At 59.0% G+C, this 22,605-nt stretch carries 17 protein-coding genes; 5 read left to right on the plus strand and 12 right to left on the minus strand.

Annotated features, from left to right (window positions below; translation table 11 throughout):
- Positions 1-115: 115 nt before the first annotated feature.
- Together GOB93_RS18675 and exaC are read left to right on the plus strand one after the other, a co-directional pair.
- Positions 116-1,186 carry a hypothetical protein gene (locus tag GOB93_RS18675; protein ID WP_173584950.1) on the plus strand — a complete coding sequence of 357 codons (1,071 nt, stop codon included), beginning with the start codon at positions 116-118 and terminating at the stop codon, positions 1,184-1,186.
- A gap of 339 nt (positions 1,187-1,525) precedes the next feature.
- Positions 1,526-3,034, plus strand: coding sequence for an acetaldehyde dehydrogenase ExaC (exaC, locus tag GOB93_RS18680; protein WP_173584951.1), 1,509 nt, complete (start codon positions 1,526-1,528; stop codon positions 3,032-3,034).
- Positions 3,035-3,348: 314 nt separating this feature from the next.
- On the opposite strand, the gene GOB93_RS18685 is transcribed toward exaC, so the two are convergent.
- Positions 3,349-3,579, minus strand: a complete 231-nt coding sequence (locus GOB93_RS18685) for a hypothetical protein (RefSeq protein ID WP_173584952.1) — start codon at positions 3,577-3,579, stop codon at positions 3,349-3,351.
- A 941-nt stretch (positions 3,580-4,520) separates the two neighbouring features.
- On the opposite strand from GOB93_RS18685, the gene GOB93_RS18690 reads away from it, so the two are divergent.
- The gene (locus tag GOB93_RS18690; protein ID WP_173584961.1) at positions 4,521-5,492 is read left to right on the plus strand and encodes an aquaporin; all 972 of its coding nucleotides are present in this window, start codon (positions 4,521-4,523) and stop codon (positions 5,490-5,492) included.
- A 209-nt stretch (positions 5,493-5,701) separates the two neighbouring features.
- On the opposite strand, the gene GOB93_RS18695 is transcribed toward GOB93_RS18690, so the two are convergent.
- Positions 5,702-7,183, minus strand: a complete 1,482-nt coding sequence (locus GOB93_RS18695; protein ID WP_173584953.1) for a sugar porter family MFS transporter — start codon at positions 7,181-7,183, stop codon at positions 5,702-5,704.
- A 335-nt stretch (positions 7,184-7,518) separates the two neighbouring features.
- On the opposite strand from GOB93_RS18695, the gene GOB93_RS18700 reads away from it, so the two are divergent.
- Positions 7,519-8,124 (plus strand): cupin domain-containing protein, encoded by a 606-nt coding sequence (locus GOB93_RS18700; protein ID WP_242010915.1) that lies wholly within the window; start codon positions 7,519-7,521, stop codon positions 8,122-8,124.
- 372 nt (positions 8,125-8,496) lie between these two features.
- On the opposite strand, the gene GOB93_RS18705 is transcribed toward GOB93_RS18700, so the two are convergent.
- The 8 genes from GOB93_RS18705 to GOB93_RS18740 all read right to left on the minus strand — a co-directional run bounded on the left by GOB93_RS18705 (position 8,497) and on the right by GOB93_RS18740 (position 20,371).
- Positions 8,497-9,285: an enoyl-CoA hydratase/isomerase family protein gene (locus GOB93_RS18705; protein WP_173584954.1), complete on the minus strand. Its 789-nt coding sequence runs from the start codon at positions 9,283-9,285 to the stop codon at positions 8,497-8,499.
- Positions 9,286-9,492: 207 nt separating this feature from the next.
- Entirely contained in the window at positions 9,493-11,352 is a 1,860-nt protein-coding gene (locus GOB93_RS18710) for an FUSC family protein (RefSeq protein ID WP_408742421.1), read from the minus strand.
- Between the two features lie 185 nt (positions 11,353-11,537).
- Entirely contained in the window at positions 11,538-14,093 is a 2,556-nt protein-coding gene (locus tag GOB93_RS18715; protein WP_173584955.1) for a TonB-dependent siderophore receptor, read from the minus strand.
- A gap of 100 nt (positions 14,094-14,193) precedes the next feature.
- A complete protein-coding gene (locus GOB93_RS21730) occupies positions 14,194-15,210 on the minus strand; it encodes a FecR domain-containing protein (protein ID WP_173584956.1) in 1,017 nt (338 codons plus the stop codon).
- A 60-nt stretch (positions 15,211-15,270) separates the two neighbouring features.
- A complete protein-coding gene (locus GOB93_RS18725; protein WP_173584957.1) occupies positions 15,271-15,777 on the minus strand; it encodes an RNA polymerase sigma factor in 507 nt (168 codons plus the stop codon).
- A gap of 175 nt (positions 15,778-15,952) precedes the next feature.
- On the minus strand, positions 15,953-16,858 hold the full coding sequence (locus tag GOB93_RS18730) for a LysR substrate-binding domain-containing protein (protein ID WP_173584958.1): 906 nt from the start codon (positions 16,856-16,858) through the stop codon (positions 15,953-15,955).
- Positions 16,859-17,019: 161 nt separating this feature from the next.
- Complete coding sequence (locus tag GOB93_RS18735) at positions 17,020-19,542, minus strand: TonB-dependent receptor (RefSeq protein ID WP_242010916.1); 2,523 nt, start codon at positions 19,540-19,542, stop codon at positions 17,020-17,022.
- Positions 19,543-20,122: 580 nt separating this feature from the next.
- Positions 20,123-20,371, minus strand: coding sequence for a hypothetical protein (locus tag GOB93_RS18740; protein WP_173584949.1), 249 nt, complete (start codon positions 20,369-20,371; stop codon positions 20,123-20,125).
- Positions 20,372-20,715: 344 nt separating this feature from the next.
- On the opposite strand from GOB93_RS18740, the gene GOB93_RS21225 reads away from it, so the two are divergent.
- A complete protein-coding gene (locus GOB93_RS21225; RefSeq protein ID WP_198912730.1) occupies positions 20,716-20,982 on the plus strand; it encodes a transposase in 267 nt (88 codons plus the stop codon).
- A gap of 240 nt (positions 20,983-21,222) precedes the next feature.
- On the opposite strand, the gene GOB93_RS18750 is transcribed toward GOB93_RS21225, so the two are convergent.
- Together GOB93_RS18750 and GOB93_RS18755 are read right to left on the minus strand one after the other, a co-directional pair.
- Entirely contained in the window at positions 21,223-21,483 is a 261-nt protein-coding gene (locus GOB93_RS18750) for a hypothetical protein (protein ID WP_173584959.1), read from the minus strand.
- A 23-nt stretch (positions 21,484-21,506) separates the two neighbouring features.
- Positions 21,507-22,261, minus strand: a protein-coding gene (locus GOB93_RS18755) for an IS5 family transposase (protein WP_173584960.1) whose coding sequence is annotated in 2 segments (ribosomal slippage) — positions 21,507-21,931 and positions 21,931-22,261 — 756 coding nt in all. Because the reading frame shifts where the segments join, the coding sequence is not laid out codon by codon here.
- Positions 22,262-22,605 lie beyond the last annotated feature (344 nt).

Below are 22,605 nucleotides of genomic sequence, written 5' to 3' on the forward strand. Positions count from 1 at the left end.
GCCAGTGGCTTCTGAAAGGCCACATCAACAGGCCTTACAGAAGACCGCACACGATCACACGTCAATATGGGTCAGAAAACTCTTGCATAACGGACGGCAACCACAGAAGAATTACGTGCGGGACAATTTCCGTGACGGTATGCAGGGTATGGGACTCCGCCCGCATCAGGTCCAGGGACAGATTTATGTTGCCTGCGATCCCCATGACAGCACCGACAGCTATCATATGAGAAAAATCGCCGAATATATCCCCGGTATTCATTACATCCCGACCTTCAGGTCCGGTCACGTCGTCGCAACGAGCATCAGCGGTTCCGCCGCCTTCAAAACTCTCATGGACGCCCTGCTGTCCGGCAGCCCCGCCAGGGTAAACCACACCGTCTCGGAAGCCAGACGGAAGAACCCGACGAATATCAGATACAGAATGAGAGAGGGATACGCCCGTCACCCGCTGCTCTGCTATCACATGCTCGTATCGCTGTATGACAGAGCCGATGGCCGGTTCAGGGCCGTGTTTGAAGATGAATGGCTCATCAGCGTCATCCTCTACAGGCTAATCCGGGCGGGGTATACGCAAGAAGCCGGTGACCTGCTCGCGAACGCCACCAGCTTCAGACTCACAGGTCGCCGTGCACGCGTAACCCGAACCATGACCGTCGCCAGCGACACGCTCGTCCTCTCAGTCCACGGATACGCATTGTCCTGGAACGCCGAACGCGCCAGCTTTCACGGACGCACGTTCATTACTACTCCAGACAATACCTCGTTTCTCGTCTTCTGCCATGAAGCTGCCGGCGAGAAATATGCCAGCGTCGTCATCAACACGCAGAGATTCTATATCCGGCAGGATGAAAAACGCTTCGCCCTGACTCAGAGCCGGGAGGAGGCAGGCGTCCTCCGCTTCATGCAGCTTCCATCAGAAGCCGCCGTGCAAAACGGGAAAAATGACAGCGACGGACAACTGGTCGTCCTGAGGACATCGCAGGGCTACGCATGTTTCCATCCGGATTATAATAATCATATGGACTCTCCCAATCTACTTGACTGGGAGATCCTCACCCTCTGCCCGCTGAGCCCTGGCCTCGCCGGACAGACAGTGGAAATCCCCAACGATAACAATGAAAACGTCCCGGCAATCAGCCAGGACGAACACACGGAACTCACCGGGACGGCCGTGCGGCTGTAAGCAACCGCACGAAACCCGTCTCCCGCGCTCCGAAGCCTGTCCCGCCGCCACGCCCTGAAACCCGTCACCGTCTCCGGACCTCGGAACAGACGGGAACCGGCGCCCCGGATCACCCCAGACAGACCATGCACCTGTTCCGGCCGAAAACACCATTGCGTGAGGCGTTCCGACGCCCGGCTTGAATGCCCCATCCGTATATGAAAGACTACAGACCGAAGCACCGGTAATCGCCTCCAGAGCGGCAAAAATAACAAAACCGTAAGACCGGTCTCAACAAAACGATACAACAGAATACGCGTTTCCCGATCGCCTCCAGGCCTCAGAGCAGGAATAAAAACAATGGCGTCCGTGATCACCCAGGAATCCCCGTACAAATCCCGCTACGGCAATTACATCGGCGGCGAATGGACCGCCCCGGCAAAAGGCCAGTACATGGCCAACCCGTCCCCCATCGATGGCCGCACCCTCTGCGAAGTCGCCCGCTCCTCACCGGAGGATATCGAACTCGCCCTCGACGCCGCCCATAAAGCCTTCAAAGGCTGGGCACACACCTCCGTCGAGGCCCGCTCGAACATCCTCCTCAAAGCCGCCGACCGCATGGAGGCGAACCTCGAACTTCTCGCCCGCGCCGAAACATGGGATAACGGCAAACCCATCCGCGAAACCCTGAACGCGGACATCCCTCTCGCCATCGACCATTTTCGCTATTTCGCCGGCTGCCTCCGTGCCCAGGAAGGCGCACTGAGTGAAATCACCGACAGCACCATCGCCTATCATTTCCACGAACCGCTCGGCGTCGTCGGTCAGATCATCCCGTGGAATTTCCCCATCCTCATGGCGTCCTGGAAACTCGCCCCGGCACTCGCCGCCGGCAACTGCGTCGTCATGAAACCCGCCGAAACAACCCCCGCCAGCATTCTCGTGCTGATGGAGATCATCGGCGACCTCTTCCCACCCGGAACCCTCAACATCGTCAACGGCCTCGGCCGCGAGGTCGGCTCCGCTCTGGCGAATAACACCCGCATCGCCAAAATCGCCTTCACCGGTTCCACCGCCACCGGCAAGACCATCGCCCACGCCGCTGCCGACAACCTCATCCCGGCGACCCTGGAACTCGGCGGCAAATCCCCGAACGTCTTTTTCGCCGACGTCATGGATCACGATGACGACTACCTCGACAAGGCCATCGAAGGCTTCGCTCTCTTCGCCCTGAACCAGGGGCAGGTCTGCTCCTGCCCCAGCCGCGCCCTGATCCACGAAGATATCTATGAACGCTTCATGGAACGCGCCCTGCCGCGCGTGAAAGCCATCAGACAGGGCAATCCGCTCGACGTGGAAACCATGATGGGCGCGCAAAACTCGCAGATGCAGGAAGAGAAAATCCTCGCCTATATCGACATCGGCAGGAACGAGGGCGCCCAACTCCTCACCGGCGGCGGCAAACCCGATCTCGGCGACACCTTCAAAGAAGGCTTCTACATCCAGCCGACCGTCTTCCGTGGCGATAACCGCATGCGCATCTTCCAGGAAGAAATCTTCGGCCCGGTCCTCGCCGTCACGACCTTCAAAACCGAGGAAGAAGCCCTCGCAATCGCTAACGATACCGAATACGGCCTCGGCGCCGGCGTCTGGTCCCGCAACGCCAACACCTGCTATCGCATGGGCCGCGGCCTGGAAGCCGGACGTGTCTGGATCAACTGCTACCACGCCTATCCCGCCCACGCGGCTTTCGGCGGTTACAAAAAATCCGGCATCGGACGCGAAACCCACAAGATGGTGCTGGAACATTACCAGCAGACCAAAAACCTTCTGGTCAGCTACAGCGAAAAGAAGCTCGGTTTCTTCTGATAAACCAGTCCCTGGCAAAGGTCCCGGATCTTTGCCAGTCACCCGTAAAGCAGATCAGAAAAACAAAGCGGGATGCAGGGGCCTGCGGTCCTGCCGGGTTTCAGGGCAACGCCCTGAGAACAGGCCCACCTGACTCACGTAGCCCGCGCTCCGGCTCCATACCATACCGTTTTGTTACGAAGACTGTCCGGCATCGAGGACAAGATATCCACTTTTCTCATCTGGCAGTCTCTCCGGCCGAAGCCAAAGAATCCAGTGCCACAGAACAAAGAACCGGAAGAGGGCAGGGGGGGGACATACCCTCGCCCGTCAATTCAGGCCGGCGAGAACCGCCGTTCAGCCACGGCGTTTTTCTTTTCCGCCAGAACCCGGCGAAACTGTGAGACAGCCTGACGACGAAGTTCATCAGCCTCCGCGACGACCCGATTATGAAGAGAGCGGACACTGTCATGCGCCGCGTAAAAACGATGCTGTTTCCGCTCGCGGTCAACAATGACAGCGCCAAGAAAAACACCGTCGATATCAAGAGCCTGAGATGCAAACATGATCTTTGCCTTACCTGAATCCACTTTCGCGGAGCCCGGCCGGCAGAATCACCGCCGGCGGGTCTGATGAGAAGGAGCGCGCATAACGGGGTTCGCCACAGCAAACCAACATCGCATCGCGCTCCACATTCGTTCTGCTCTGACAGTCATTGAAACCTGGATCGGTAGAGACGCCACGACAGCGCCGGAACAGCACGGAGAAAGCCATAACCAAAAGCCGGCGTCAACCATTCAACGATGACACATGTATGACAAATAAATATACAACACATGATCGTTGTTAATTTATGCGATCAGAGAAAATAAAACGAATTGTAAATTATATCGGTAACAAAAGAATAACCGGAAAGAATCCGATCGAAATCTTCCGCCTGTCCGGAAGATCACACCCGGCAGGCCTCACCCGCCCAGGCGGAACCCGGGCGGCCTCCCGACTCCTGTCCGGCCATTTCCATCACAAAACACCGTAAAATAAAAAAGCCGAACAGGGCCGGAGCCCGCAGGACCAGTGTTCATCCCGGTTCCGGCATGATCGGGAATGTCCAGTCACAACATACCAGCCCATACTCGCGCCGTCGTGACATGCGGACCGCCAGGATGACCCTACATTCACTCTGTCACCCGCGATCTCCGCCCCAATGGCCTCAGTCCCGATGGCCGCGCTTCGTCCGGACACAATCCGTCCCTGATCGCAGACACACCGCCACGATACGAGCAGGATAATGTCAGATCAGAAAATCGCCAGTCCGCAGGAAACCAGCCCACAGGAAACTGGTCCGCAGGAGACCGGACAGCAGAACGCAGAATACAGGGACGCCGCGCCTCAGAAACCCGGACACCTGAACCGCAACCCCGAAGAGACCGGCCACAGCGAACAAAAAACCAGCCACCTTCACCTTCCGCACCTTCATCTTCCCCATTTCCATCTCCCGCACGTCAAAATCCCCGAAATCCACTGGCCACACTTCCACATTCATTTTCACGACCGCCCTCTCGCCGGCGAACCCCACCCCGACCGGCCCTTCCACTGGCGGCTCTATATGTGTGAAGCCGTCGCCACCGCCGTGCTGATGATCGCCGGTCTCACCTGCGTCATCCTCCTCTCAGCACCCGGCACGCTCTTCGCCAGACTGCTCGCGCCTCATCCGCAGATCCAGACTGCCCTGTGCGGCCTCTGCTTCGGCCTCGCCGGCACCGTCGCCGCCATGACCCCGTTCGGCAAAGTCAGCGGCGCACACCTCAACCCATCCGTCACGCTCGCCTTCATGCTGTCGAAAAAAATCGTCTGGATCGATGCCCTCGGCTACATCATCGCCCAGATCCTCGGCGCCATCGCCGGCACCGCCTTCGTCTACGCCATCGGTGAAATCTTCACGCCTTGGCACCTGTTTTCATCGGAAGTGAATTACGGCGCCACCATTCCCTACACCCATATCTCCGTGTGGTACGCACTGGCATCGGAAGCCCTCGTGACGGCCATGCTCATCGCCACGCTCTACTGGCTCGCCGCGCATCCCCGCCATAAATGGGTCACGCCCTGGATCGGCGGCATCTTCTTCCTCATCATGAACCCGATCACCGCCTGGCTGTCAGGAAACAGCGTCAACTTCGCCAGAAGCCTCGGTCCGGCCATCTTCGCCGGAAACCTCGGCAGCCTCTGGATCTACCTCATCGGCCCCTTCCTCGGCTCCTCGGTCGCCGTCTGGGCGCTCCAGTCCGATATCTTCGGCAAGCTCCACCTTCTCGAAGCCCGCCTCGTCAATTTCGGTCACCACGGTCGCGTCCCCCATATGGAAGATCCACACTTCAAGCACGCCGCCCCCGAACATTACGATGCCTACCGCGCCCATCTGGAGACCATCGCAAAGCACAAGCGCGCCACCGTCGTGGAAGAACCACAGACGGCAGAATAAAAAAGGCGTCAGCGTCCTTTACCAATACAGGCGCTGTGGTTTTTCGGGGCTTTGCCCCGAACCCCACAAAGGGACGCAGTCCCTTTGATCCCGGTTTGTTAAGTCAAAAGGCGTGCAGGGGTCCGCGACCCCTTCCGGGTGCAGGGCAGAGCCCTGCGTTATCTCCTGCTCGCAAAATACATAAACGCCAGAAAAGCAGGCGCGCCCGATCAGCCCCGTTCCGCCGCAGCACCCGCGGGAAAACCCTTCCCGTCCGCATCGTGGGAAACAGGCTGACCAATATCCCGCAGCCGGACATCGTTGTTCAGCCGCTCCTCAATCTCCTCCAGCGAACAGCCCTTCGTTTCCGGCACGAACAGCAGCGTAATCACGAAGAACATCGCATTGAAAACCGCCAGCAGCCAGAAAATCCCGTAATCGCCAAGCACCGCCATCAGCGACAGGAAAACATTGCTGATCAGCCAGTTCGTGATCCAGTTGGCAAACGTTGAGCACGCAATCGCCAGCCCGCGACCCTTCAGCGGCTGAATCTCCGTGCACATCGTCCACGGCACCGGACCTTCACCGGTTGCAAACCCGAGAATGAACACGACCAGCAGACCAATAATCGCAATGCTGCCCGCCATGCCGTCAATTTTCATGAACAGAACCAGCCCGAAAATACACAGGCTGACCGTCGAGACCGCCGTACTGAGCAGCAGCAGCGGTCTGCGTCCCCAGCGATCGATCAGCAGAATGGCCACACCCGTCGCCGCCATATTGGCAAACCCCAGCAGAGTCGTGCACCAGATCGCCGCGGAAGACGAAAAATGCAGATGCTCCAGAAGATGCGGCGCGTAATAAAGCAGGATATTAATTCCCGCCAGCTGCTGAAACATCTGCAATGTAATGCCCAGCACAAATGTCTTCCGGAATCCCGGACTCTTCTTCAGAAGCGTAAAACCGTTTCCCTGCTCCCGCCGGATGTTCTTCTCAATCCGCGCCAGCTCCGCCTCAGCCGCGTCCCGCGTGCCCCGAAGTTTCTGCAGCACATGAGACGCCTCCTTCCGCCGCCCGCGCGACACCAGCCAGCGCGGAGAATACGGAACATTAAGCGTTGCCAGAATGAAGATCACGGTCGGAACCGCCAGAATACCCAGCATCCAGCGCCAGTGCCCGCCATAGGCCAGCAGACTGTCCGAAAACATCGCCAGAAGCATGCCGCCGGTGATGACAAGCTGATACAGGGAAATCATCTTTCCCCGGGCCTTCTTTTCGGTGATCTCCGCAATATAAAGCGGCGCGGAGAAGGATGCGAACCCGACCGCGACACCCAGAACCACACGCCCCGCAATCATCATCGCCACCGACTGCGCCAGCGCGCACAGCCCGGTCCCGATCAGAAAGAGAAACCCGGCATAAAGCATCGCCCCGCGCCGCCCGCGATACTTCGCAACCGGAATGGCCAGCAGAGATCCGATCGCCGCGCCCAGCATCAGCGAAGAGACAATCCATTCCTGCGTCCGCTCGTCAGCCCCAAGATCAAGACCAATAAATTTCAGCGCCCCGGCAATAACACCCGTATCGAGACCAAACATAAGCCCAGCCAGACCGGCCGCTCCGGCGAACAGAAATGCATTATGCCGGGCATGTTCTTTTTTTTCCTGTAATGAACCAGTCTTATGAGATTCCGTGCCTTCTTCGCGTGCCATTCTTTATCTCCTGTCACCGTTTGTAACGATTCCAGGTTTTGCAGGTTCCATGCCCGCACGCCCGGCGACTGCCGCGAACCCGCGCAGTATTGCGGAATTTCCTGGAAACACAGGAAAAGATACGCCCCCGGCACAGAGTCTCCTTCCAGGAAACCCCGGTCAGAACGCGCGGTCATCGCAGGGAATTCCGGCGTGACAGCCCCGTGATTTCGCGCTCCGCCCTCTTCGGCCTACACTCACAGCGTCCACAGGCGGTACAGACGTGCCCCGGCCACCGCCAGCCTCCCGCTGATCGGCCGGAAAGCCTGATCATCCGGCAGAAAGGACAGCGCGCCATGTTTCGTAACACCCCGGTCCGCCGGAAACGTCCCCGACGCCACCCCGCGCCCGAAGTGACCCGGTCCCGCAACGCGAAGCGATGGAGCAAGACCGTCCTGGCCTGCGCCGCAACAGCCGCCGTCCTCGCTCTGCCGGCATCAGGCCGCGCGTCAGACCAGCCCGTCCCGCCCACAGCCTGGTACTGGCATAACTGGACGGACCATGACGGCGTCAGCCACATGACGAAATGCCCGTTCCATCAGTACGAACTGAAAACAATGTCGAAACCCGCCGGTCCCCAATGGCAGGACCGCCTGAAAGAGGGCAGGGCGCAGATCATCTCAACCGTGCAGCCCCCGCACTGGGACGGAAGCTGGCACCCCGACCCGAAAGTCCAGTGGATCATCCCGCTCAGCGGCTCATGGTACGTCACGGCCATGGACGGCCATAAAGTCGTCATGGGACCAGGAGAAGTCTCTCTCGGAGAGGACCAGCTCAGCAAAAAGGACGCTCAGGGACATGTCGGCCATTTCGCCGGCAATGTAGGAGACGGCCCCGTGACACTGATGGTCATCCAGACCGACGAAACCCCCACCGTCGATCAGCCCTGCCGGTTTAAATAGGCGTTTATATATTTTGCCCACACAGGCACCGTGGTTTTCAGGATTTTGCCCCGAAGCCCACAAAGAGACACAGTCTTTCTGATCCCTGTTTATTAATTATAAAGGGGTGAAGGGGTCCCCGACCCCTTCCGGGTGCAGGGCAGAGCCCTGCTCTGTCCTCCATTTGCAAATATACAAACGCCTTTAAACAACCGGCATCCTGAAGAACCGGCCGCTCCGACAAACAGAAACGTATTCTGTCGGGCACGCCCCATTTAAAACCGGCCTCCTGAACAGGAAAGTTCTCCCCGCACCACACGATTCCAGGTTGCCAGACTTTTCCGTCCCCACAAGACACGCTCCGAAAAACACACCCCACACGCGGTCACCAGGTTACAGCCCCCTGAAATCCGCTTGCCGCTTCTCCCGAAACGCCGTCACACCCTCCTGAAGGTCGTCCGTATACCCCACGCAGATCCCCGCCATCACCTCCGCCACGCGACCGCTTTCCTCACCCTCCGCAAGATTCACCAGCATTTTCACCATTTCCGTCGCCACCGGCGCCCGCCCGCACACCTGCCGCGCGATCTCCCGCGCACAGTCCGGACCGGCGCCCCGCGCCACAACCCGATCGACGACACCGGCCGCCAGAGCGCCCTGCGCATCCAGAACCTCGCCGAACAGCGCCATACGTTTCACAACCGCCGACCCGAACCGGCGCACCGTCCGCTGCGTCCCCGACCAGCCAGGAATGACACCCAGACCCGCCTCCGGCAGCCCGATCCGCGCATGATCCTCCATCACCCGCAGATCCGCCGTCGCCGCCAGCTCCAGCCCGCCGCCAAACACATGCCCGTTCAGTACCGCAATCAGCGGCTGCCGCAGCCGCGCCAGCGCATCGAACGCCAGATGCCCGCGCCGCAGCCACTGACGCCCGAAATCCAGCGCCGAAAGCTCCCCCCAGCCGACGATATCGCCACCCGAGCAGAACGCCTTCCCACCGGCACCACTCAGAATAACCACCCGAACATCATCAGCTTTTTCAAGAACGGCACAGGCCGCAACCAGCGCATCGATATCCTCGTCCCCGAGCGCATTATGCTTCTCCGGCCGGTCCAGCAGCATAAAAGCCACCGGCCCCTCACACGTAATGCGGATATGACTCTGCGAAAATGTCGTCATGAGACGTTTCTTTCCTGGATATGGCGGCGGCATTGTTATGATTATTCATTTCGCCCCATCCGGTTAGTTATAAAGACGGGCAAACAGGCTCACAACCGCCATCACACACGATTGACGCATCCGCAACAGACCACAAAATCAGGACATCACTCCGTCATTCCAGGAAATACCCGGACACCACACGGAAAGAACCGCACAAACCAGCGCTCATCCCGCCGCGCCACCAGCAATCCCCGCCAGCGCCCCCACCAGCGCCGGATCAGCGCCACCCCGCCGTTCCAGCCCCCACAGCAGCTCCCGCGCTACCGGACGCGCCCCGTCCCCCGACCGCTCCCAGGCCCGAAGAAACGCCCGGACCCGCTTTTCAGACCCCGCCGGAACCCGTCCGTCCTGAACCGCCTGCCGCACCGTAATCACCAGCATCCCCAGCGTCATCGCCTCCAGATGCCGCTCCATCGCCGGAACCAGCGCCTCACGCGGAATATCCTGCGCCGTCCGCACGGTCCGTACCATGCTGTCCGCATTGTCCGACAGCCACCGATACGCCGTCATCCGGCTCCGTAAATCCGCCACTGCCCGCAGCCGGTTTTCCGTCCAGGCCCGCGTCCGCCGCAGATGCGCATCCGCCCGGAACGGCAGCACCGTCCCGAAAGTAAGCCGCGCAAACAGCACCGCCGCCAGAAACGCCGAGGCTCCGTTCAGAAACGATACCTCGTCAAACCGCCCCATATTGGAAGGACCGATCAGAACCGGCAGAAACATGTTGAACGAAAACGCATAGCCCGCCGTCGCCGGATGCCGCGCCGCCAGACCACCAATCGTCATCGGCACCAGCAGCGCCAGAACCAGACATTCCGGCGCGGTCACAGCCGGAATCACCAGAAACGCGAACACGCCCGCCACCGCCGCGCACCACAGCGCACCCCGGAAAAACGCGCCCGACGCCATCACCGGCACTTCCCGCGTCGCCAGCAGCCCGTACACCAGCGATACCATGGAGACGAACGTCACCCCGGCCGGCCAGGCCGTCACCTCCCAGACCAGCCACGCCCCGATAATCCCCGCACACGCCCGCAGCCCGTTCTGGACCGCCTCCACCGCATGACGCTGAGACCGCGTCCGGAACCGGAACCGGTCGCCCCGCACCGGCGTCACGCACGCCGCGACATGCGCCCGCGCCGCCTGATAATCCCGCTCCAGAGCCGGCCCCGGCGGCCGCCCGGACGCCGCAATGCCCCGCGCCCGCGCCAGCATCATCAGCAGATCCGCAATCGCCGCCCGCGCATGATCCGCAATCCGCGGCGTCTGCGGGGCCATCTCCAGCACGTCGAACTCAATCCGCCCGTTCGCCGTCATCAGTTCCGCCAGCAGACGCTGATCCGCCTCCGGATCGGCCCGCCCCCCGACCAGCCGCGCCACGCCGACCGACACCGCCGCACACACCGTCTCCAGCCGCCCCAGCAGCCGCGCCCGCGCCCTTTCCTGCAGATTGGGCAGAAAAATCATCGCCAGCACCGCCTCGCAGACAATGCCGAGGATGATGTAGGTGCCGCGCGACATCGCCACGTCAAACACTTCATCCGGCTGAATGATCGCCCCCGTCGCGACAATGGTGGACGTAAAACTCGTCACCAGCAGCCCATAGGAGCGGTAGCCGTCAAAGAATGTCGCAAATCCGCAGCACAGCCCGATCCACAGCCCGAGCGTGACGAAAAACAGCCCCGAAGCCTGCGGAAACGCCGCCACCAGCGCCACCGCCGCGACACACCCCACAATGGTCCCCGCAACCCGCCACCGCGCCTTGGACAGGGATTCCCCGCGCGAGGACTGCGCCACGACCCACACCGTCAGCGGCGCCCATTGCGGACTGTCCAGCTCCATCCACATCGCGATCAGCAGCGACAGCGCCGCCGCCAGCGAAGACCGCAGCGCAAACGCCAGATCCCCGAAAGACGGCGCAAAAAGCCACCGCAGCCGCTCCCCGCGAGGCCAGCGCATCCGCGCCAGCCAGGAAAGCAGCCCGGCCCCCAGAGCGCCCTGACCATCCAGACCCTGACCCGCGCCCATCGCCCCTCCGGCTGAAAAGAGCCGGCAAAGTGAGCCGTGAGCAGGCCTCACGTCCAGGTGTTTGTTCTGATTACATCATAACCGGAAATTATGAGAGCACCCGCCCGGCCATCAGGGGGCAGCCGCACAACGCCGCAACTCAGGCATCCACCCCGTCCGTTCGCTGAATTTCCGATCGGGAGGTGCTACCAGCGATAGCTCAGATTGCCGTACACCCGCCGGCTTTGTCCAATATAGCATTGCGCCGTGCCACAGGACGTAATGTAATATTTATTGGTCAGATTCGAAATCGTCACCTGTCCGACAAGCCCTTTCAGGACAGGAACAGCCTTGCCGAAATCATACCGTAATCCGGTATCAAACAGAATAAAAGCTGGGATCTTGAAAGAATTCGCTGTATTGGCATAAGTCGATCCCACATACCGGACACCGAAATTAAACTCCAGCCCCTGGATCGTTCCTTCCGGTAAAGAATAATTAACAAACAGCGATGTCATATTACGCGGCACCGCATTGATATATTTTCCCTGCAGCGACATCTTGTCCCCGGCGCGCATGTGATATCCGCCGGAATCTGACGTCGGATCATAGTAATAAGGAACAACAGTATTATTGCTTCTGCTATACCGTGCATCATCATAAGTATAGGATGCAATCACCCTCAGATCCTTCGTCACATTGGCCTGCGCCGAAACCTCGAACCCCTTCGACGTCACCTGGCCGCTCTGCACCGAAAAATTCGGATTGTCCGGGTCCTGCGTCAGCACATTCGTCTGGTCGATGTGAAAGGCTGACGCCGTAAACAGCGCATCAAAACCATGCGGCTTAAATTTCAGACCGGCCTCGTACTGCGCGCCCTTTGTTGGTTTGAAAACATTCCCGTGCGCATCGGTGCCTGTCTGAGGCTGAAACGATGTCGCATAGCTGAAATAGGGGGCCAGACCGAAACCGAATTCGTACGTCGCGCCCGCCCGCCATGTGAAAGCCTGCGTTGAAAACGGAGAGGACGTTGTCGTACTGGTTCCGTAATACGGTTCGCTGGACTGTGACCACGAATGCTGCGAATACCAGTCCTGCCGCCCGCCAAGCGTCACCGTCAGACCTTTGTACCTGATCTGATCCTGAAAATAGACCCCCACCTGGTCGTATCTGTCCCGTCCGAACCATGACCAGGAATCCGCGTTTGCCGGTCCCATGCCAGGATATCCGAACTGCGGAACAAATGACCCGTACTGCGGTGCCCACACATTGATATCCGGCGCATCGGACGAATAATACTGGCCATTGGAATGGTAATCCCAGAAATCGACACCCGCTACAGCCGTGTGCTTAACCGGCCCGGTATTGTAATGCGCCATAAGCCGCGTATCGAGGGACGCCGTCCGCGTCGTATTGGGAACCGCAAACCCCTGTCTGGACGCCGTCGCGCCATCAGCCGCCAGGGTATCCGTATAGTAAACATAGCTGAAATTCGTTTTCGACTGTTCATAACGAAATGTCTGCTGGAATGTCAGATGTGAATTAAACTGATGCGAGAACACATATTCGAAAAGCGACCCGACTTCCTTATGGTTGTTCCATCCCGGTTCCCCCATGAAGAAATGCCGTGATATACGCCCGTATCTGCCCGGAAACAGCGTCCCCACAGCAGGAAGATAAGATGAATACGCCCCGTCCTCCGGCGTATAAACATAGTTTCCGATCAGTGTCAGATCGGTCTTCTCGTCAATCCGCCAGTCAACCGAAGGCGAAATGCCCACACGATGATAGCGGACATAATTCGTCTGCGTGTCCTGAGAAACACCAATAGCCGCAACACGATATTTCAGATTCCCCGACGATGTGATCCTGTCGCTGACATCAAACGTCGCCTGATACCTGTTCCAGTTGCCAAACCCGACCGATACATTGCGCAGCGGTGTGTCCGTCGGACGTTTGAGAGTCTCGTTGATGATGCCGCCCGGCGCCGACTGACCATACATCACCGAGGACGGCCCGTTGATCGTCTCGATCCGCTCGATAAAAGACGGGTCGAGCGCAACCTCGGAGTTGGAAATCATGCCATCAATAAACTGCGCCGATGAAAACCCGCGCTGTTTGTAAGATCCGCTCCCAAACCCGGCGGCCGCTCCGTTTGTCTGCTGCCCCATCCCCTCCGCATAAATTCCCGGCGTGTAGCGCAGCGCCTCAGCCAGATTCTGAACCTGCTGATCCAGCATCTGCTGCTTCGTCACCACATAAATGGAATTCGGAATCTCCGTGATCGGCGTGTCTGTTTTCGTTCCCGACATCGAGGTCTGCGCGACATATCCCACACCAGGACCACGTGGATTTTCATGCCCGGCCGCCCCCGCGACCCGCACCGGCCCAAGCATGATCGAAGACGAGGACGCTTTCGAAAGAACCGCGCTGTGCGAGGCGGTAAAATGAAAGCTCAGTCCCGTCCCCTGCAGCAGCCGCGCCAGCGCCATACCGGGCGTCATATCTCCCGATACCGCCGACGAACGCATGTTCTGAGCCGTGCTGCTCTCATAAACCACCTGAATCCCGGACTGTTCGAGAAACTGGCGCAGCGCCCCCTTCAGCGGTTGAGCAGGAATGGAAAAATGCCGCGTTGTCGCAACCGTCGTTTCAGCGCGAACATCCGCCGCAATGCCCGTCAGGCCCGTTGTGACAAACAGCGCCATCGCGCCGACCCCGGCGGCCATTCCCGGCCGGCGGCAAATCCTGAACAGAAACATAACTGACGAGTGTCCTGCATCCGATAATGCGACCAATTCGCATCTGCTGTCAGGAATAAGACGAATGGCGGAACGCGATCTAAACACCCTGAAGCGTTTTTCAGCTCTTTCTCAGAAGCAGGATGCCGCCCGGCAGACGGGACACCGTCAGCCCCGCCGTCACCGCAATGGCCGAAATCGCTTCATCCGGCTGGTCGATCCGGAACGTGCCGCTGATCCGGCGCGTCACACCCGCAGCACCGGTCATCCAGACCGGCGAACGGCGATAACGCGCAATCGTACGCACAGCGCCCGCAACAGATGCATTGTCGAGCAGAATAATCCCCCGCGCCCACGCACCCGCCGCATCAGCGTCACATCGGTATCGCAGCCCGCCCGGATAGCCCGGCCCATAATCCAGAGCGTCCCCGGCCCGCAGCCGCACCGCGCGACTCTCATCCGACCCCGCCATCCGGACGTCCACCGCACCTTGCGCCACCGCCACGGAACTCTGCGATCCACTACCCCGCCTGAGTTCAAACGCCGTGCCGACATCCTCGGTCACACCTTCAGGCGTCTCTACACGAAACGGCCGCGTCCCGTCATGACGGACCTCGAACCATGCATTGCCCCGCAGCAGAACGACACGACGTTCAGACGCGCCGTAATGCACGGACACGGCGGAATCCGCATCAAGAACCATCTTCGTTCCGTCAGCCAGCGCCATCGTCTGTATGCCGGCCCCGGTCCACCGGTCAGCTTGATACCAGAGCGAAAGAGCCGGCACGGCGGAGACCAGAACAACACACGCCGCCACACCCCCGACCGTCGCAAGCCCGAAAGACCATTTCTGCCGCCGCCCCCTGTCGTGCCACGTCCCGCGCCGGCGCCGATGCTCCTCCGCAGGAAGACTCAGCGCCCGCCACAGCGCCCGCTCACGCTCGAACGCATTGTTATGCGCTGGAAAAGCAGACCGCCACCGCCTGAAAGCAGCCAGTTCGTCCTCCGTCATGTCCCCGGACGCCAGCCGTACGACCCATCGCCGCGCTTCATCCGCATGCGCTTCATCGTCTCCGGCAGGAAAAGACGGGTTGGTGATCACATTGCGTCCTGCTCTGCGTGCGCCTTCATTAAACACGATGACGAAGGCTCCGTCTTCCGCATACCGGCATGCCCGGACAAAGACCCGACCATCGCGTCAGAGCCCGCTCCTCGCCCCGGACAAAATCTGCAAAGCCCGATGGATATGGCGGTTCACAATAGCCGGCGACCGGCCATAGCGACGCGCGATATCAGTCTGCGAAAGCCCGTCGAACCGGTTCAGGCAAAAAAATGTCCTTGTTGGTTCAGGAAGATCCGCAATCATCTGTTCGACCCGCTCCAGCTCTTCCCGGTCGCCAAGCTGCCGGTCCGCGGCAGGCGCGGCATCCTCAAGCCACAGAATATCATGAATCTCCTCATGAAATTCCTCACGCCGCCGCGCCTGCCGCGCATGATCGATGGCCAGATTGGACGCCAGCCGGAACAGATACGCCTTCGGGTTCCTGATCGCCGACACTTCTTCGATTTTCTGAATTTTCTCAAACAGAAGCTGGGCAACATCCTCAGCCGCTTCCCGCGTGCCAACAATCCGCCGCGCCAGCCGGATAATCGACAGGCGCTCCTGTGTGATCAGCGTGGTCAGAGCAGCAATCGAAGTGGTCATAGGTCAGCAACGTCCCCTCAGACGCGCAACCCGTTACCATTTTTGCGAAACATTCGCAACTTCGCTCCCCACATTCATCGGATAACATCCCGCAGACCTGCTTCCCCGCAGCTGCGGCGCGCCTCCCGCCGGAACGGACAAAAGGCATCCCACATCCCCACCGGCAAAATCACGCCTAAACGCGATACGTATCCGTCAGCGACAGCCCGCCCACAACCTCCCAGGCCCGCGCCATCAGCGCCGTCGCCACCGTCTGCTTCAGCCGCACCAGCCCCACACCCGGGGCAGGGGAGGGCTCAAGCCGCCGCACCTGCAACGGCCCACCCTCCGGAACAGCCGCCGGCAACGCCGCCACCGGCAGAATCGTCGCCAGACGCCCCGACAGCACTTCCGCATGCACCAGCTCCAGCGCGTTCGTCTCCAGCATCACCGTCGGCGAAACACCCGCTTCCCGAAAACACGCATCCACAATCTGCCGGCTCCGCATCGACCGGCTCAGCAGACACAGCGGCACCGACGCCACCTCCGCCCACCCGCATGACCCGCGCCCCGGCAACGCCATCCCGCCCGCGGCCGCCAGAACATGCTGCTCGGCATAGAGCTCCCGCGTCTCAAACACACTCTCCGCCGGCACCTGATCCAGATACATGATCCCGATCTGAAGCTGATGCTCGCGCAGATCCCGCAGAATGTCGCCGCTCGCGAAAACCGTCACCTCGACATGCAGCGCCGGAATCGCCGCCCGCAAACTCTCCAGCAACAGCGGCACCACCTGAATCGCCGGAGGCATCACTCCAAGCGAAATCGAGCCCCCCGCAATGTCATGCGCAAACTCCGCCTCCTGCCGCAGACTGTTCAGATCCGCCACCGTCTGACGCGCCCAGGCCAGAACCCGCTCCCCCTCGGGCGTCAGCCCGAACATGCGCCGGTTCCGACGCACGATCGTCACCCCAAGCTCATGTTCCAGTTGCCTGATAGCGGCCGACAGCGCCGGCTGCGAGACACCGCAATGATCCGCCGCCCGCGAGAAATGCCTGTACTGATCAAGTGCGATCAGATATGTAAGCTGCCTCAGAAACACCCTGACTTCCCTCGTCCGCGCCGCGAAAGGGATGTCTTACGTGCCGGAAGACCCGTCAGGCAACCAGGCCGCCACGCGCCACAACACTACCAGACCCTCGCCGCCGCTGACATAAACCGTGCGACGCCCGAAAAACCGGCTCCCGCGCCAGCAGCCCGCGCTCAGTAAGCCGCCTTGATCGTGCCGAAATACTCACGAACCGACCCGCGCTCGATCGACTGCATATCACCGGTCGTCGGGAAGCCGTTCTCACCCATCATCGCGATATATTTGGCGTTGAACAGGTTATAGACCGTAAAACTCGCAGTCACATCATGCAGAAACCCGACCTTGCCGAAATGATAGCTCGCACCCAGATTGGCCAGCCAGTAAGCCGGCACATGCGTATCGTTCAGCATCGAATACTGGCGCTTCGAATAGTAATTCACATCGAAATACGCGGAAGCCCCACGCCAGGTATAAGACAGATTGGCCTTATACATGACAGACGGATACCCATCCATCTTCTTCCCGCGCAGATTGCCATAAGAGGTGCAGTCTCCGGCATCATCCGCCGCCGCACAGACCGGAATACTCGCAGCATAGGCAAAATGATTGTAGCTGACCGAATTGGTCACCGACAGGCCTTTGACCGGCATCAGCGTCAGAACCGCATCCATGCCCCACTGGGTCGCATGTTTCGAATTGAAGAACGTCGCCCCCTGGTCTGCGCCGCCAATCCCCGTCGCCCCGGAAAGCAGCCGGTTGTAATTGTCCGAGTGATACCCATCAACCCCGAACACCATCCGCCTGCCGGTATAGCGATAACCCAGCACATAGGTAAAATCACGTTCCGGCGTCAGCGTTTTTTTCAGCTGATTGAACTGCGCCTGAGTCTGCACCATCCACGGTCCCGGCTCCGTCGCGCTCGCATAAGGCGAGGCGGCATAGGGCTTCATGTTCTCGGCAAAATCGAAATACAGCTCATGGCCTTTGAGAAAACGCCAGTCCAGGTTCACCGCCGGCAGGAACGCCGCGGCGGAAGTCATGGACCCCGTCGGACCCGGCGCGTTGAGCCCGGAATAATCGCCCGTCGGATCATAGGCATAATCCCCGCCCGCCGTGGTCTGCAACAGGGATTTGAAACCATAGGTCGCCGTGAACTCAGGCAGAATGCGCCACGTATCCATCACATGATACTGGAACGTGTTCGTGCTCCAGCGATACGCCCAGCCGGTCGCAAACGCCGGCCCGTACACGTCATAAGGCCCCGTCGTCTTCAGCGGCGCGCCCTCGCCCAGAAGCGGCTCGTTGAAGTAATACGTGCCCGAATTATTGGAGTTGTTCTCAAACCACGCCCCGGTATTGATGGTGTGGTTGCCGATCTTATACTCGAAATAACTGTTGAAACCCTCACGCATGATCCCGCTCATCCAGACCTGCTCGGACAGCGGCGCCCCGGTGCCGAGGGACACAGTGCCCGGAGCACTGTACGTCGTGTCGGAAATGTCGCGATGCGCGTAAAGCGTCGTCTTCCAGCGCAGCCGGTCCGTCAGCGCCAGATCGAAATTGATGCCGCCAATGTAATCCTGCGTGGACTGCCCGGCATCGAAAAGCTGGGTATAGTTGCCGCTGACCAGATTATCCCAGCCGGACGGATAATTCCCCTCGGCATAGCTGTAGGCAAGCGCATAGTTCGGATACAGCAGTTCCTGCCGCCAGCCATAAGCCGCGATCGACCCCAGAGACTTGTCGAGAGATCCGTAAACCTCCGCCTCGTTCCAGTTGAAAAACGCCGTCATGCTGCTGTCCTCACCAATCGGCTGAACCAGCTTTCCATTCACCTGCTGCATGAAGCCAGGACTCTGTGACGCGTATTTCTTCTCGAAATCACGGGAATACGCCACATAGAATTTCGTGCCCGTGCTGTTCAGCGTGCCGCTGTCCACGCGAACATAGGTGCGCTTCATCGCATAGCTGCCGAACCCCTGCGAGACGGTCGCCCCCGCCTTGTCTTTGGGGTCGGACGTAAAGAACTGCATCGTCCCGCCCAGATTGGTGTTGGACGCCACATCGACGGCCCCCGCTCCCTGGGAGACACTCACCCGGCCGATATCGTCGGAAATCCACGCATTGGCGATGTTCAGACCATTGGTCGTCGCATAGGTCTGATCGTTCAGAGGAACACCATCGAGCGTTATTCCAAGCTGATTCATAAAAAACCCGCGGACATAAACACTCGCGCCCCAGGTATCGATGCCCAGCGGATCGGTCGAACTGTAGCTGACACCCGGCAACTGCCCGACAGCCTTCAGAATGTTCTGCCCCGGAACCTGCTGCGCCAGTTCCTTCTGCCCGATAACGTTCTCACTGTTATGAGACACCGTCCGCCGCGCCCCGCTGACCGTCACAGCCTCCGGATCGGCCGACGCGTTCGTGGAGTGAACCGGAGCCCTGACAACAGGATTTACGCTTTTCCGCCCCTCGGTCGCCATCCCCCGTCCCGCCCGGGAACGCCCGGCAGCAGACCGCGAGGACATGGCATGCGCCCCATTGATCTGCTGCCCGGTGATCTGCGCCCCCGCAGCCCGCGCACCAGTTGTCTGCGCATTGGTTGTCTGCGCACTGGCGGACTGCCCGCTACCCCAGATCAGCGCCGTTGACGTCAGAAGCAGGGACGCGCGTCTGATCCGCAATGCCCACATCCACAAATCTCCCGGAACGCTTACAAAATCCTGATAATCGAGAAATTTTTATCAAAAAAAATTGCGCTGCACAGGCATAATCTTGCTGCATCATGACAATATCGTTTCCGGTACGATCAATGGAATGCCGTTTCCATACACCCCGACCCCACCGCATACCCTTCCGTCAGCACCGGAAAGAGAAAACGAAATTTCAGATAACATAGGAAAAAATAACAATAAAACAAAAACAGAAATCCAGGAGTGACAGCGGATCAGCTTCCGTCCACCCCTATAAAAGCAGCCTGATATGGCAACCACCCCGTCCCGATATCAGGCGAAATATGTGTCAAATACGCAACAGTCTGTTCTCAACGAAACATCATCCGCATCATCCTCCGGTCAGAAAACAGCCTCTCTGAGTCCAGCCCCGCCCCCGGCCCGGAAACAGCCCCTCTGAGTCCAGCCCCGTCCCCGCCACCTCTTCGCCAGCCACAGCTTGTCCGACCCCCAGGCCTCCGGTCCCCAGACTCGTTGCGGAACCGGTATCAGACAAGCCATCAACCGCGTCCGTGTGCCCGGCACCATTCCCCGCACGCCCTCAGATCGCCACCACCGATGCGCTTTTCAGGGAAAGGCCGCCCATGAGACTAACCCGCCCTGCGGCCCGACTTCCCGCCCATCCCCGGCGCACCGCCCGCCACCGGATCGTTCCCGCAAGTCTGGCCCTGAGCCTCGTTCTAGTCACACCCGCCGCATCGCATTCGTCGCAAAACACCACGCCCCACACCGCCTCAGCACAGTTCGACATCACGTCCACAAACGCCGGCAGCACATACCGCGTCATCATTCATGTCCCGGAAGGGAAAATGCCCCGAAGGGGTATACCCTACACAATCGTTTTATCTATGGTGTCACCTTGGGTGTCTTCGACCGGATCTTCACGGCCCTGACGAAACAGACTGGCCGTTCGAAGCGTCTGATGATCGACGCGACACATCTCAAAGCACACCGGACATCAGTCTCCCTTCTCAGAAAGGGGCTTTTTCCCGCCATATCGGGCGGACAAAAGGCGGACTGAAATCAAAGCTGCATGCCGTGTGTAACGGTCAGGGCGGGCCTGTCCGCCTTCATCTGACCGCAGGTTAGATCAGGGACTTCAGAGGCGTCATGTTCTACTGAGCGATCTTCCCGATGAAACAGAAGAAGTCATCGGAGAGCGGGGATACGAAGCAACACGGTCAGGCTGTCTCTCGCAGACCGGAATATTACCGCCTGTATCCGCCGAAGAAGAACCGGAAATCAAAGCCACCTTACAACTGGCATCTGTATAAAAAGCGACACCTCATCGAAAACATGGTCGCAAAACTCAAAGACCGGCGACGGGTGGCAACAAGATACGATCGCTGCGCGCCTACGTTCATGTCAGCAATCTATATCGCAGCCACCTTCATCTTCTGAGTCAAAGAATGAGTCCTGAGCCAAGCTCAGGTGCACCGGGCGGTACATACACTTTCGTTCCGCCAGTACCCTGTTTTTTATTTCCAGATACATAAAATCGGGCGTGCTAAGCTAATATTAAACCACTACTTTCAGAATGATGAGACCACATATTTTTCAGTCTGGTGATCAATGTAATTTAATTCCGTCATTCTTCAGGGTATGAACGCCATCCTTCAAGTCGGCATGCTGATACAGCAATCAAGCAAGATCATTCATGATGAAATCGGATACAAAGTTTTTGCAGAACGTGCGTGCAGAGAAGGCGAGAAGCGCCTGCATGGGCAATATGCTCAGGTCTATAGCCAGCATTTCGAAGACGGTTACATTGCCGAAATTTTTTCCCGTATAGGGACGCGTGAGCGGAATTTTCTGGAATTTGGGGTCGAGACCGGAATCCAGAACACGACGCGCTTCCTGCTGGAACAGGGATGGAGCGGTGTCTGGATCGAAGGCAATCAAGAGCATGTCACTAGGGCGTGTCGTCAGTTAATTCCGATGATGGCGGAGACGAGTTGCACTGCTGCGAGGAATGTTGATTTCAGCTTGTCGTATCGTGTTGCAATGCCTCTGAACTGCTTCAGTCTGGCGAAGAACCGTTCGATTTCCTTTCTCTTTTTGTAGAGTGAGAAGCTGATTTTCCGTGAATGGCGTCGGTTTCTCCTTGATGGAATAACCGGTGTGATCTGCCGATCTTCAAGCTCTTCAATGAGTGGATCAGCATCATACGCCTTGTCGGCGATAAAGACTTCGGGATCGACCTCATCGAGGAGAGGTTCTGCTTCAGTGATGTCGGCCCTTTGCCCTGGCGTCAGCGAAAGAGCCATGGCCTTTCCCGCAGCATCGATAATGGCGTGGATTTTCGTGGTCAGTCCACCACGGGATCGCCCGATACCCTGATCTGCGTCCTCTTTTTATGGGCGCCCGCACTATGCTGGTGAGCCCGCACAATCGTGCTGTCGATCATCATGTATTCATTGGCTCGATCGGCAGCCAGATGGCGGAAAATCCGTTCAATCACGCCGCTTTCACACCAGCGGCGCAGTCGTCTGTGAACATTCTTCCAGTCCCCGAACCGCACTGGCAGGTCACGCCACGGAATACCGGCGCGGTAACGATATAGAACCGCTTCCACAAACAGACGGTTATCCGCAGCTGTCCCGCCGACATGACCTTCACGACCCGGGAGAAGATCCTTTATCTGCTCCCACTGACCATCGCTCAGACCATACCGACGCATCTGCACATCTCCCCGAAAAACAGGGAGAAAACATCACAGATCAGATGGAAGTACAAGCCTTATGGCACCGCGCGCTAACTGACGACACGCCCTAACGAAAAATTTTTGCGCCTTATATCGAGGCGGGCCAATTGAAGATTATTCAAAGTTTTATTACTCGTGAAAATGTGAATCACATTCTGGACGAAGCCGGTATTGAACAGGATTTTGATCTCATCACTGTCGATGTGGCATAAGGTCTGTGGGGATTCACCGTGAGTGGATGATGGCTGCAGCGAGACAGATCATGGCGCTGAAGCTTTTGTCCGTTTTGCCGGCACGCATAGCGATGCGTTTGAATTCCT

The sequence above is a fragment of the Acetobacter musti genome, assembly GCF_011516835.1.
In the GTDB taxonomy this organism is placed as follows: Bacteria; Pseudomonadota; Alphaproteobacteria; order Acetobacterales; family Acetobacteraceae; genus Acetobacter; species Acetobacter musti.

Coding starts and splice junctions, on each gene's coding strand:
- exaC (WP_173584951.1), top strand. CDS start 1,526: ATGGCGTCCGTGATCACCCAGGAATCCCCGTACAAATCCCGCTACGGC.
- GOB93_RS18685 (WP_173584952.1), bottom strand. CDS start 3,579: ATGTTTGCATCTCAGGCTCTTGATATCGACGGTGTTTTTCTTGGCGCT.
- GOB93_RS18695 (WP_173584953.1), bottom strand. CDS start 7,183: ATGGCACGCGAAGAAGGCACGGAATCTCATAAGACTGGTTCATTACAG.
- GOB93_RS18700 (WP_242010915.1), top strand. CDS start 7,519: ATGTTTCGTAACACCCCGGTCCGCCGGAAACGTCCCCGACGCCACCCC.
- GOB93_RS18705 (WP_173584954.1), bottom strand. CDS start 9,285: ATGACGACATTTTCGCAGAGTCATATCCGCATTACGTGTGAGGGGCCG.
- GOB93_RS18710 (WP_408742421.1), bottom strand. CDS start 11,352: ATGGGCGCGGGTCAGGGTCTGGATGGTCAGGGCGCTCTGGGGGCCGGG.
- GOB93_RS18715 (WP_173584955.1), bottom strand. CDS start 14,093: ATGTTTCTGTTCAGGATTTGCCGCCGGCCGGGAATGGCCGCCGGGGTC.
- GOB93_RS18725 (WP_173584957.1), bottom strand. CDS start 15,777: ATGACCACTTCGATTGCTGCTCTGACCACGCTGATCACACAGGAGCGC.
- GOB93_RS18735 (WP_242010916.1), bottom strand. CDS start 19,542: ATGTGGGCATTGCGGATCAGACGCGCGTCCCTGCTTCTGACGTCAACG.
- GOB93_RS18740 (WP_173584949.1), bottom strand. CDS start 20,371: ATGATGACGCGGTATGTGCTGCCGGCGTTTGTGGACGTGATGTCGAAC.
- GOB93_RS21225 (WP_198912730.1), top strand. CDS start 20,716: ATGAAACAGAAGAAGTCATCGGAGAGCGGGGATACGAAGCAACACGGT.